Annotated in this window: 13 protein-coding genes and 1 rRNA gene; 13 read left to right on the top strand and 1 reads right to left on the bottom strand. The window is 44.1% G+C overall.

Annotation, left to right across the window (positions count from 1 at the left end; translation table 11 throughout):
- Window positions 1-42 precede the first annotated feature (42 nt).
- From rrf to rsmI, 11 genes are all read left to right on the top strand, one after another.
- Window positions 43-158: ribosomal RNA gene (rrf, locus tag J7E38_RS09120) — 5S ribosomal RNA — on the top strand.
- Window positions 159-702: 544 nt separating this feature from the next.
- Window positions 703-915, top strand: a complete 213-nt coding sequence (locus J7E38_RS09125; RefSeq protein ID WP_483297166.1) for a sigma factor G inhibitor Gin — start codon at window positions 703-705, stop codon at window positions 913-915.
- Between the two features lie 83 nt (window positions 916-998).
- A complete protein-coding gene (locus J7E38_RS09130) occupies window positions 999-2,420 on the top strand; it encodes an aminotransferase class I/II-fold pyridoxal phosphate-dependent enzyme (protein WP_214705897.1) in 1,422 nt (473 codons plus the stop codon).
- Window positions 2,421-3,053: a dTMP kinase gene (gene tmk, locus J7E38_RS09135; RefSeq protein WP_214705898.1), complete on the top strand. Its 633-nt coding sequence runs from the start codon at window positions 2,421-2,423 to the stop codon at window positions 3,051-3,053.
- A gap of 312 nt (window positions 3,054-3,365) precedes the next feature.
- Entirely contained in the window at window positions 3,366-3,695 is a 330-nt protein-coding gene (locus J7E38_RS09140; protein ID WP_214705899.1) for a cyclic-di-AMP receptor, read from the top strand.
- 29 nt (window positions 3,696-3,724) lie between these two features.
- The gene (locus J7E38_RS09145; RefSeq protein WP_214705900.1) at window positions 3,725-4,165 is read left to right on the top strand and encodes a YaaR family protein; all 441 of its coding nucleotides are present in this window, start codon (window positions 3,725-3,727) and stop codon (window positions 4,163-4,165) included.
- A gap of 13 nt (window positions 4,166-4,178) precedes the next feature.
- Window positions 4,179-5,186, top strand: coding sequence for a DNA polymerase III subunit delta' (gene holB / locus J7E38_RS09150; RefSeq protein ID WP_214705901.1), 1,008 nt, complete (start codon window positions 4,179-4,181; stop codon window positions 5,184-5,186).
- Window positions 5,179-6,009, top strand: a complete 831-nt coding sequence (locus J7E38_RS09155; protein WP_214705902.1) for a PSP1 domain-containing protein — start codon at window positions 5,179-5,181, stop codon at window positions 6,007-6,009. Before holB ends, J7E38_RS09155 begins: the two co-directional genes overlap by 8 nt.
- Window positions 6,010-6,022: 13 nt before the next feature.
- Entirely contained in the window at window positions 6,023-6,394 is a 372-nt protein-coding gene (gene yabA / locus J7E38_RS09160; protein WP_214705903.1) for a DNA replication initiation control protein YabA, read from the top strand.
- Window positions 6,395-6,735: 341 nt separating this feature from the next.
- Window positions 6,736-7,479, top strand: a complete 744-nt coding sequence (locus tag J7E38_RS09165; protein ID WP_215038388.1) for a tRNA1(Val) (adenine(37)-N6)-methyltransferase — start codon at window positions 6,736-6,738, stop codon at window positions 7,477-7,479.
- 214 nt (window positions 7,480-7,693) lie between these two features.
- Window positions 7,694-8,575 carry a 16S rRNA (cytidine(1402)-2'-O)-methyltransferase gene (gene rsmI / locus J7E38_RS09170; RefSeq protein ID WP_215038390.1) on the top strand — a complete coding sequence of 294 codons (882 nt, stop codon included), beginning with the start codon at window positions 7,694-7,696 and terminating at the stop codon, window positions 8,573-8,575.
- A 50-nt stretch (window positions 8,576-8,625) separates the two neighbouring features.
- Here the strand turns inward: rsmI and J7E38_RS09175 are convergent, their stop codons facing one another.
- Window positions 8,626-8,913 carry a transition state genes transcriptional regulator AbrB gene (locus tag J7E38_RS09175; protein WP_079504177.1) on the bottom strand — a complete coding sequence of 96 codons (288 nt, stop codon included), beginning with the start codon at window positions 8,911-8,913 and terminating at the stop codon, window positions 8,626-8,628.
- Between the two features lie 725 nt (window positions 8,914-9,638).
- Between J7E38_RS09175 and metG the strand changes: the two genes are divergently transcribed.
- Together metG and J7E38_RS09185 are read left to right on the top strand one after the other, a co-directional pair.
- Complete coding sequence (gene metG, locus J7E38_RS09180; protein WP_215038392.1) at window positions 9,639-11,594, top strand: methionine--tRNA ligase; 1,956 nt, start codon at window positions 9,639-9,641, stop codon at window positions 11,592-11,594.
- Window positions 11,595-11,889: 295 nt separating this feature from the next.
- A complete protein-coding gene (locus tag J7E38_RS09185) occupies window positions 11,890-12,657 on the top strand; it encodes a TatD family hydrolase (RefSeq protein ID WP_215038394.1) in 768 nt (255 codons plus the stop codon).
- Window positions 12,658-12,679 lie beyond the last annotated feature (22 nt).

Here is a 12,679-nt window from a genome sequence, read left to right on the forward strand (position 1 = left end):
ACATTATCTAGTTTTGAGGGAATAAAACCTCAAATCAAATAGTCTGGTAGCGATGGCGAGAAGGTCACACCCGTTCCCATACCGAACACGGAAGTTAAGCTTCTCAGCGCCGATGGTAGTTGGGGGTTTCCCCCTGTGAGAGTAGGACGCCGCCGGGCACACGAAAGAACAGCTGTAATGGCTGTTCTTTTTTTGCGTCTAGAAAAGGAGATTTTTTTCCGTCATCCTGAGCAACATAAATTGTTCTATTTTATCAAGTTGGTCGATATCTTTGCCAAAGTGGTCGATATATCTCTGGATTTGGTCGATATATTTGAAAATTCGCCGATATAATCAAAAATGTGGTCGATAAAACCAAAAAATCGCCAATAAAACGTCAAAATGGATGCTCGTGAACCACTCGCAGCTACTCTTTTAAGATAAATCTCCGCATCTAATGGAAATTTTTCAAGAAATATCACAAAACGTTGGTCTAAATCTTCAAACTAAGTCCTCCCGCTTACATTTTGATAAAGAATAAGAGATCCTTCCCGGTTTTAGCTTGAGAACGGCTTAATCAAATAATAAACCAACCTAAATTGTTATAAGACATACAAGGAAATCGAATGTCAATCATAAAATATAAAACAATTAAACTTTCTAAAATATTATTCGGAAAATTGTATACAAAATTGGGCTCCTGGCAACAATAGGTGTACGGAGGTGGAGAATTTGGGTTCGCTTTTAGCTAAGAATCAAATCGGGAAGACGTGTGTGATTTGCGAACAGACGAAAACAGCTGGCATACACCTGTATACATCATTTATTTGCACAGACTGTGAGAGCATCATGATCAAGACAGATACGAGTGATCCTCAATATAAATATTACGTGGAGAAATTAAGGAAAGTAACTAAACCAGGTATTTACAGTTAAAAGTCCATTTTGGGCTTTTATTTTTTTTGCCGTAAAACAGTGTTAGAATAGATAGGTGTGAAAATGACGATAAAGGTGAGAATATGGATCAATCGAAGACCCCCTTGTATTCCCGATTGGTGGGGCATGCTGAAAGGAAATCTTTGTCCTTCCATGTACCGGGCCATAAAAATGGGGCTGTTTTTCATGACAAGGGACAGAGTTTTTTTAATGATATTCTAAAACTGGATGGCACTGAAATAACGGGACTGGATGATTTTCATTCTCCCGAGGGAGTTATTTTAGAGGCTGAAGAGTTGCTCACAGACTTATATAAAACGGAAAAAAGCTTTTTTTTAATAAATGGATCGACTGTCGGGAACCTGGCAATGATCCTTGCTGCGGTTAATGAAGATGATGTTGTGCTGGTCCAGCGCAACTCCCATAAATCAATCATGAATGCGCTTAGACTCGCTAAAGCGAGGCCGGTGTTCATCAGCCCGGAGTTTAACCGGGAATACGGTGTTGCCGCAGGACTAAATTACTCGTCCGTAGAATCAGCAATCCAGCAGTATCCCGGGGCAAAGGCACTCATACTGACATACCCCAATTATTACGGATTAACGTATGACCTTAAAAGCCTCATTGACATGGCTCATCGTAATCATATTCCTGTATTGGTGGATGAGGCACATGGTGTGCATTTCATCGCGGGGGACTATTTTCCGAAGTCAGCAGTTGAGCTTGGTGCTGATCTTGTTGTGCAATCGGCACATAAGACTCTGCCGGCCATGACAATGGGGGCGTTCCTTCATTATCAGACCGAGCGGGTACCGATGAGCAAGCTGAAGTTTTACTTGCAGGCGCTGCAGTCAAGCAGTCCTTCCTATCCGTTGATGGCATCACTGGATTTGGCCCGGAGCTATTTGGGCAGCTATAATCAGGCAGACCTGTCTTATTTGAAAGCAGTATTGCAAAAATTCCAGGTAAGCCTCGAGCAGCTGGAATCGATTCGGGTTTTACCGGGAGATGACCCGCTTAAGTTAACCATTCGGTCATGGTCCGGCTTCGAGCTGCAAACTAGACTTGAAGCGAAAGGGATTTTTACAGAATTGGCTGACCCTTATAATGTGCTGCTCGTTCTGCCTTTACTTAAAAAGAATATGGCACATTACCTGCAGGAAGCAGCTGCTAATATTAAAGAGGTTGTCAGCACGATTCCCAAAATAGTCAATCAACCGGAATCGAAACTAACGGATAAAGGTATTTCCACACTGGCAGCGAGCTATAAAGAGATGGAGAATCAGCCCAGTGAGTATATACCACTGGAAGAGGCGGCTGGCAGGGTTTGCGCGGAACAGATCATTCCGTACCCTCCCGGAATACCCCTTTGCCTGCCAGGGGAATTCATCACTGAAGAAGATATTCACACAATCATCTATTTAATAGGAAAAGAAGCGAAAATCCAGGGCGGAGACTATTTGCATGCTGGTAAAATAAATGTGTTTCAGAGTTGGAGGATGTAGATGGACAAGGGTATATTTATTACAGTCGAGGGGCCGGACGGTTCAGGGAAAACGACCATCATTCAGATGCTGGCGGAGAAGCTAGAAAAAGAAGGATATGAGATCGTGGCGACACGTGAACCAGGTGGAATCGAGATCGCTGAACAAATCAGGCAAGTCATCCTCGATCCGGAAAATACAGCAATGGATCCGCGCACGGAAGCCCTTTTATATGCGGCAGCCAGAAGGCAGCATCTTGCCGAGAAGGTCAAGCCGGCGTTGGAAAAAGGGAAAATTGTTTTATGTGACCGATTTGTCGACAGTTCACTGGCTTACCAGGGCCATGCCCGCGGGTTGGGCATTGACGAGGTTTATTCAATTAACCAGTTTGCGATTGAAAGCATGATGCCAAAAATGACACTGTATTTTGATGTAGCACCAGAGGTTGGGCTTGAAAGGATAAATAAAAATAAGGGTCGTGAAGTGAATCGTCTCGATTTGGAGAAGCTGGAATTCCACCAGAAGGTAAGGAAAGGCTATATGATGCTTGCCGAGCGATTCCCGGACAGGATTGTCACAATTGACGCTTCCAAGGAATTAGATGCGGTTTTCGAACAAGCCGAAACAAAAATTAAAGAACTATTGAATAGCTAAAAACGGAAAAACAAGCCTTGGTTCGATCAGGCTTGTTTTTTATCTGGTGAAAATCGAGGAAATAGCAGCTGTGAAGAGGCAATAACTAGCAGATGGTTATTTCTATAGGTAATTTTTTTACAAATAAGCAGATTTCTTAGCTAAACTGCATACAAAACCTCCTATCGATGATTCTCCATGGATTAATTTCATCTGGAAGCGAATGGAATTTTACGTTTATATCATGTGTTGTCCCAGGAATCCTGTTATAATAAGGATACAACTGTTACGGAAGCAAATTTAATGCCAATAAAAAAACTAGGGGGTACATGAATGAAGTTAATTTTAGCTGTGGTCCAGGACCAGGATAGCAACCGCCTTTCAAATGCTTTGGTCGACCATAATTTCCGTGCAACGAAGATGGCCAGTACAGGTGGATTCCTGAAATCAGGGAATACCACGTTTATCATAGGAACAGAAGACATCAGAGTGGATAAGGCGTTGGAGGTCATCAGAGATAACTGTAAGTCTCGAGACCAGCTTGTGGCACCTGTCTCACCAATGGGAGGAAATGCGGACTCGTATGTTCCATACCCTGTCGAAGTCGAGGTTGGCGGAGCAACTGTCTTCGTATTGCCTGTCGAGAAGTTTCATCAATTTTAACGGGAAATGCCCGGAGGTTTTAGCACCAAATGAAAATTAATCAAGATATGCGCCTTAACATAGATAAAGTGCGCCAGGATCAGAAACAACAGCCTGGCGGCGGCATCAAGTTCAATGAACTGGTGGAGAAACAGGAACATAAATTGCAAATCGGTCAGCTTCAGCAATTAATGAAGGAAGTGGAATCTGCCGGCGAGAGGCTTGCACGGTCCAGGACTTTCAAGGATCTTGCCAAGTTCAAGACGCTGGTGAAGCAATTCGTTAAAGAAGCAGTCAATTTTGGAATGGAGCTCAAGCACTCGCATAGCTGGAATCAATATGGTGAAGGGCGATCTTTGAAGCTTGTGGAAACAATTGATGATAAGCTGGTCGAGTTGACGGATGAGCTGATGAAGAAAAAGGATGAACAGATCGATATCCTCGGCAAGATTGGGGAAGTCAAAGGCCTGTTGATCAATTTATATACGTAAGTGAGTGATCGCCTTGGCAAAGACGTGGGACGAGCTGGAGAGACTCCAGCCGAATGTTTTGAAGATGATAAAAAACAGCATCCTGAAAAATCGGGTCGCCCATGCCTATTTATTTGAGGGAATGAGGGGCACCGGCAAAAAGGAGATTAGTATACTCCTTGCCAAGAGCATCAATTGCCAGGCTCCGGTGGATGGCTATAAACCTTGCGAAAACTGTTTGAACTGCAAAAGGATCAACCATGGGAACCACCCGGATATCCATCTTGTCGAACCAGATGGCCTTTCGATCAAGAAAGGGCAGATCCAGCTGCTGCAGGAGGAGTTTTCGAAAACAGGGGTAGAGTCGAAGAACAAGCTTTACACGATTGTCCATGCTGACCGGATGACGACCAATGCGGCGAACAGTTTGCTGAAGTTCCTTGAGGAACCTCATGCAGGGACTGTAGCTGTGTTGATCACCGAACAGGCCCAGCAAATGCTTCCGACCATCTTATCCAGATGCCAAATGATCAATTTCACTCCATTATCTCCTAAAAATATGGCAGAACAATTGATAGCAAACGGGGTTCACCCGCATTTGGCCCCGCTGCTGGCACAGCTGACGAATAATTTGGAAGAAGCTTTAGAGATAAGTAGTGATGATTGGTTTGCACAAGCACAAAAAATAGTGTTAAAATTATATGAAGTGCTGAGGAAGAATTCGCTTGAAGCTATGGTCGCGCTTCAGGAGAACTGGTTCACGCACTTTAAAGAGAAAGAACAAATCGATCGTGGTTTGGATTTATTACTTCTTATTTTTAAGGATTTACTATACATTCAACTTGGCAAGAAGGACCAGGTTGTGTATCTAAACGAAAGCTCGCGTTTAGAACAATTTGCACTACAGACATCCGGACGGCGTCTTACCGAACAAATGGCAGCCATTCTGGAGGCGAAGAGGAAGCTGCATGCCAATATGAATCCCCAGCTGCTCATGGAAGAGCTGGTGTTAAAATTGCAGGAGGGATCTACACTTGTATGATGTAGTAGGTGTCCGCTTCAAGAAAGCGGGAAAGATTTATTATTTTGATCCCGGCGATCTCTCAATTCAAAAGGACGAATTCGTCATTGTCGAAACTGTAAGGGGCGTTGAGTACGGCAGAGTGGTCATTCCCCGAAAGCAAGTCGGCGAAAACGATGTGGTCCTGCCTCTGAAAAAGGTCGTCAGAATTGCAGATCAGAAGGATCGTCTTATTGTCGAGGAGAACAAAACAGCTGCAAAGGAAGCATACGATGTTTGCAGTGATAAAGTGAACGAACATCAGCTTGATATGAAGCTTGTTGATGTTGAATATACATTTGACCGCAACAAAGTCATTTTTTACTTTACGGCTGACGGCCGCGTTGATTTCCGGGAATTGGTCAAGGATCTGGCATCCATCTTCCGGACAAGGATCGAGCTTCGCCAGATTGGTGTCAGGGATGAAGCAAAAATGCTTGGCGGAATAGGGCCATGCGGCAGGATGCTTTGCTGCTCTACGTACCTGGGAGACTTTGAACCTGTTTCAATCAAGATGGCCAAGGATCAAAACCTCTCACTCAATCCAACAAAGATTTCCGGTCTTTGCGGCAGGCTGATGTGCTGTTTGAAATATGAGAACGACGAATATGAAACAGCGAAAGAGGAGCTGCCAGACCTTGGTGAAACAATCGTGACACCAGATGGACGCGGAAAAGTCGTCGGATTGAACATCCTGGAGCGAGTCATGCAAGTCGATATCCCGGGACAGGAACGCGTTCTGGAATATACACTTGAGGAAATACAGGAAGCAGGAGCTGTATCGTTGCAATCATCCACAGATTAATGAGGTGGAACAGGTGGATAAAAAAGATATCTTTGACTCAGTAAGTAATATGGAAGCGCAGATCGGTGATTTATACCGTCAGCTTGGTGAGTTAAAACAGCATTTGGCAGAGGTTCTGGAAGAGAATAATGCACTAAAGCTGGAAAATGAGCATATAAGACGCCGTCTGGATCAAACCATTGGTAAAAAAGATCCAAACATTAAGAAAAGCGGCAAGGAGAACAGCAATCAGGCACAGGCTGATAAAAACGTAGTCGACATCGGTGAAGGCTATGACAATCTTGCCCGCCTGTACCAGGAAGGCTTCCACATCTGCAACCTGCATTTTGGCAGCCCGCGGAAAGAAGATTGCTTGTTCTGCCTGTCCTTTCTTAATAAAAAGTAATTGGCAGCCTTCCTTTATAGGGAAGGCTATTTTTACGAGATAAAAAAGTGGAATTTTACTTCGAGAAATGTCCAGCTCCAGCGCCTAGCCCCTCGAGTCGACTGGCTAGCTGCGGCTCCTAACTCCTCGAGACGTTTCGGTCCTGCCAATGAAGTCAAAAAAACGACTTCACTGTCAGGCCCTCCAACGCTTGTCGGAGTTGAGCAGTCGCCTCCGCTTTTCGATTTCAGTCCTGCCAATGAAATCAAAGAACGACTTCACTGTCAGGCCCTCCAGCGCTTGTCGGGGCTGACCAAGGCGTTTGCGCTTTTCTAATAAGTTCTGTTTTTGGAGGAACGAAAATGGTAAACATACGAGAAGATGAACGACTGGATTATTTGCTCGCGGAGGATTTGCGGATCATCCAGAGCCCGAAAGTGTTTTCTTTTTCCCTGGATGCGGTCCTGCTTGCAAGGTTTGTCTGGGTGCCAATCCAAAAGGGGAAGATTGTGGATCTTTGCAGCGGGAATGGAGTGATTCCATTGTTTTTAAGTGCGAGGACGAAAGGGACAATCACCGGGGTCGAAATCCAGGAAAGGCTGTACGATATGGCCGTCCGCAGCATTGAATACAATCAATTAAACGACCGTCTCCACATGGTTCACGGGGACTTAAAGGATGCACCGAAACAGCTTGGCTTTGAAAAATACGATGTCGTAACCTGCAATCCGCCCTATTTTCCGACTCCATCTAAGGAAGAAATCAATATAAATGAACACTTGGCGATTGCACGCCATGAGATTCTTTGCACACTTGAGGATGCTATTCGGTCGGCAAGCCAGCTTGTTAAACAAGGTGGGAAGGTGGCGTTTGTCCACCGTCCGGGAAGGCTGATTGACATCATTGAGCTAATGCGGAAATACCGGCTTGAGCCCAAACGGATTCAATTTGTCTATCCAAAGGCAGGGAAGGAAGCGAATACGCTGCTGGTGGAAGCCATAAAGGATGGCAGCCCTGACCTTAAGATCCTTGAGCCATTGACAGTTTATGATGAAAATAATGAATATACCCCAGTGATAAAAGAGATGTTATATGGAAGCAAATAAGTAAAGGCTCTTTTCTGGAACTTTGTTGCCATTTGCTGCAAAATTGCATTGAAGGACCTAGGTAACTTCGCTAAATGGACGATTTAGACGAGAAAAGAGCTTGCAAACTATTTACACACCGGCAAAACGCCTTATAATACGTTAAGATCGGCTTTAGGATTTTAACAACAATCATTACGAAACAGCCTAAGTAAAAGAGGAACGGGTGGTTTGAATGCAGCAGCAAAAAAGTTTTGACCGTGAGAATGAAAAAGGAATCCTATATCTGGTGCCTACACCAATCGGAAACCTGGAGGACATGACCTTCAGGGCGATCAGGATCATGAAGGAAGCGGATTTGATTGCCGCGGAGGATACTAGAAATACTAAAAAGCTGTGCAATTACTTTGAGATTGAAACGCCCGTTACCAGCTATCATGAACATAATAAAGAAAGCAGTGGGCATAAGCTTGTCGAAAAATTGAAGGACGGAGCTAAAATTGCGCTGGTCAGCGATGCGGGAATGCCGACGATATCCGACCCCGGTATGGAACTTGTGGCCGAGGCGATTGCCGAGGGGCTTACTGTGGTCCCGCTGCCGGGAGCAAACGCAGCACTTACCGCATTGATCGCCTCAGGGATTGAGCCGCAGCCTTTCTATTATTATGGTTTCCTTCAGAGAGGCAAAAAGGATAAAAGGAAAGAACTCGAACAGCTGGCTAAACAGGCAGCCACCATCATCTTATATGAATCACCACACAGATTGAAGGAGACACTGTCATTGATGCTGGAGGGACTGGGTGACCGCAGGATTGTCCTGTGCCGGGAATTAACCAAGAAATATGAAGAGTTCCTGAGAGGGACTGTTTCCGAAGCACTTGCCTGGTCTGAATCGGAGGAAGTGCGCGGTGAATTTGTCCTGATTATTGAGGGGGCGTCTGGAGACAGCCTGGAACAAGAAGAAAATCAATGGTGGGAAAAACTTAGCTTGACTGAACATGTGGAGCATTATATCTCTAAGGAAAAAATGAATTCCAAGGACGCCATCAAGCAAACAGCAAAGGACCGGGGCCTGCAAAAACGGGAAGTTTACCAGGCTTATCATATAGAAGAATGAAAATGTAAAAAGGCCGTGGATGCGATCCGCGGCCTTGATTATCTTTTATATTAAGCTTTTACAGGTTCGAAGCTTCCCTGGATTTCTTTAAGAAGCTGTTCAGCGCCTTCACGGCTAAGGATCAGCTTGCCGCCAGCCAATGTGATGTTGTTATCAGATACTTCACCAGTGATGTGGCAAGTCATGTTTGGCTTGTACTTCTTCAGGATGATGCGGTCATCATCAACATAGATTTCCAAAGCATCCTTTTCTGCGATGCCAAGAGTCCTTCTTAATTCGATTGGAATAACCACACGGCCAAGCTCATCAACTTTACGTACGATACCAGTAGATTTCATTTTGTATAATCTCCTCTCATTTTCCCTTATATGAAGTTCGTCATTTTTCGACAATTTTCTCTTATTGGTTTTATAATACCAGCGATTCCAATAACCGTCAATTAAATTATTTTTCTTTTGTTAGAAAAATTTTACACATGCCATGAACCTTATTATATCAAGGTTTTCGAGGGTGCGATATTGAAGGAAGTGAAGAATGGCGCGGGTTTTAGTTAATAGATTGTGAGAAATAATACTATTCACTGTATAATAATCACTACAAAATTCGACAAAATTCTACATTTTCTTCGACAAAATGTCACAGGTTTGTCATATTTGAAAGAGAAGGAACATTATTTTGTCATCAGGTATAATCTATTCCTAAAATTGGTTATGATTTTATTAGTGAAATCTCTTATGAACAGCGCCTGCCAAAAACAACTGAGGCGGGCTTTTTACTTTTATAATGAGGGAATAAGCATTTTGGATTCCCTATTTACAAAATACGTAAACTTTATAAGGAGAATGTCCGTAGCAGTAAATCTTTTTACAAATTTCGAGTTAATTTCCATCTTTATCGCTGCAACTCCCCGTTCACTCCGGGATTAGTAATCTCGAACTCTTACGTTTGAAAGCAGCAAATTTCCTTTAAGTGCTTCGGTAAAGTGTTAGGAATCCCGTTGCAATAACTGGTATAATAACTACTATTAGAAATGAACTAGCAGTTTTAGTTAAGGAGGATCTTCATGGAAGAGAAACTGAAAACCTTTTATCTTACAACCCCGATTTATTATCCAAGCGGCAATTTGCATATTGGCCACGCTTATACGACAGTAGCAGGCGATGCAATGGCACGCTATAAGAGACTGCGCGGTTATGATGTCATGTATTTGACTGGAACGGATGAGCACGGCCAAAAGATCCAGCGCAATGCCGAGGCAAAGGGTGTTACCCCGCAGCAATATGTAGATGAAATCGTTGCCGGCATCCAGGAGCTTTGGGGCAAACTGGATATTTCCTATAATGATTTTATCCGTACGACCCAGGATCGCCATAAGCAGATTGTCGAAAAGATTTTCGCCCAGCTATTGGAGCAGGGGGACATCTATCTTGATCAATATGAAGGCTGGTATTGCACACCATGCGAATCCTTCTATACAGACAGACAGCTAGAAGACGGCAATTGCCCGGACTGCGGCCGACCTGTTGAAAAGGTGAAGGAAGAATCATATTTCTTCAAAATGAGCAATTATGCAGACAGGCTGCTTCAATACTATGAAGAGAACCCTGACTTCATCCAGCCAGAATCCCGCAAGAATGAAATGATCAATAACTTCATCAAACCTGGATTGGAAGACTTGGCTGTGTCCCGTACAACATTTGACTGGGGCGTCAAGGTTCCTGGTGATCCGAAGCATGTCATCTATGTGTGGATCGATGCGTTATCGAACTATATCACGGCCCTTGGCTATGGAACAGATGATGATTCCAAGTACTTGAACTACTGGCCGGCGGATGTCCATCTTGTTGGTAAAGAAATTGTGCGCTTCCATACTATATATTGGCCAATCATGCTGATGGCGCTCGACCTTCCGCTTCCTAAAAAGGTCTTTGCTCATGGCTGGCTTTTGATGAAGGATGGAAAAATGTCGAAATCCAAGGGAAATGTAGTGGACCCTGTCACATTGATTGACCGCTACGGACTTGATGCACTTCGTTACTACTTGCTTCGTGAAGTTCCATTCGGCTCTGATGGTGTATTCACACCTGAAGGCTTTGTTGAAAGAATCAACTTCGATCTTGCCAATGACCTTGGGAACCTGTTGAACAGAACAGTGGCGATGATCAATAAGTACTTCGATGGTGAGATTCCTGCTTACAATGCTTCAGAAGGGGAATTTGAAAAGCAGCTGCTTGAAGTGAACAAAGAGACGGTCCTTAAGTATGAAGAGGCAATGGAGAAGATGGAGTTTTCTGTGGCGCTTACGACTGTATGGCAGCTGATCAGCCGCTGCAATAAATTCATCGATGAAACACAGCCATGGGTGCTGGCGAAGGATGAAGAAAAGAAAGGTGCCCTGGCGGATGTCATGGTCCACCTGGCTGAATCCTTAAGAAGAGTAGCTGTACTTCTGAAGCCATTCCTGACAAGGACTCCGGATAGAATCTTCGCCCAGCTGAATGTTGCTTCCGAAGCGCTTCAGACATGGGAAAGCCTTGAAGAGTTCGGCCAGATTCCGGCTAAAACGAAGGTTGTCCAGGGTGAACCGATCTTCCCGCGTCTTGAACTGAAGGAAGAAGTGGAATTCATCAAGGAAAAAATGCAGGCATCTGCTCCTGCCGCAGCACCAGTGGAAGAAGAGAAGCCGGAACTGCAGGATGAAATCACGATTGATGATTTCCTGAAAGTTGAACTGCGCGTAGCTCAAGTCATCCATGCCGAGCCTGTCAAAAAGGCAGATAAGCTGCTGAAGCTTCAATTGGATCTTGGCTATGAAAAGCGCCAGGTTGTATCTGGCATCGCGAAATACTTCAAACCTGAAGACCTTGTCGGCAAAAAGGTGATTTGCGTGACCAACCTTAAGCCGGTCAAACTCCGCGGTGAGCTTTCTGAGGGAATGATCCTCGCAGGTGAAAAAGATGGCGTCATGTCATTGGCATCTGTTGATGATTCACTCGCTATCGGAGCGAAAATAAAATAATTTTAAAGAACCTGAAAATGTTTCATGTGTAACATTTTCAGGTTTTTTGTGTTAAAAAGGCAATTTTTTTAATAGCGTGATTTATGATAGAGAAGATAGCAGGTTAGCAAGCATTCCCGACACTTGTCGGGTTTTTATGAAACCGAATCCAAAAATTTGACCTGGACATTGGAAAAAAGTTATGATATCGACACAACTTTATCACAATAATAAGAACATAGCAGCGGGTCTATTCTTCCTAATTGGAGGATGGATTAGTACAAAGCTGCAGGCAATGCCAGTAAAGGAGTTAAATATGCTTTTTGATACACATGTACACTTAAACGCGGAACAATACAACGAAGATCTCCAGGAGGTCATTGACCGGGCGCTTGCTGAAGGAGTAACCAATATGGTGGTTGTCGGGTTTGATGAAGTGACAATCAAAAAAGCGATTGAGCTCGCGGAAAGCTATGACTTTCTTTATGCAAGTGTAGGATGGCATCCGGTCGATGCAATCGATATGACAGAGGAGCACCTGGCTTGGCTGAAAGAACTGGCGAGCCACCCTAAAGTGGTCGCTCTCGGGGAAATGGGTCTTGATTATCACTGGGACAAGTCACCGAAGGAGGTCCAGAAAGAGGTCTTCCGCAAACAAATCAGGCTGGCAAAAGAAGTGAATCTTCCTATCATCATACATAATCGTGACGCAACAGCAGACATAGTGGAAATTTTAAAGGAAGAGAACGCCGGGGAAGTTGGCGGAATCATGCACTGTTTCAGCGGCAGCGTGGAAACAGCACTTGAATGTGTTGAAATGAACTTCTATATTTCGCTTGGCGGACCGGTAACATTTAAAAACGCGAAGAAACCGAAGGAAGTGGCAGAGGCGATCCCGATGGAACACTTGTTGGTCGAAACAGATTGCCCTTACCTGACCCCGCATCCAAATCGCGGAAAACGAAATGAACCAGCTTATGTAAAATTAGTAGCAGAGCAAATTGCAGAATTGAAAGGGCTAACTCTCGAAGAAGTTGCAGGCGAAACAGCCAAAAATGCAAAAAAATTATTCGGCATAAAGTGATAGGGAATGTTGTCGATTTATC

The sequence above is a fragment of the Bacillus sp. ISL-35 genome, from assembly GCF_018613355.1.
Lineage (GTDB): Bacteria > Bacillota > Bacilli > Bacillales > Cytobacillaceae > Mesobacillus.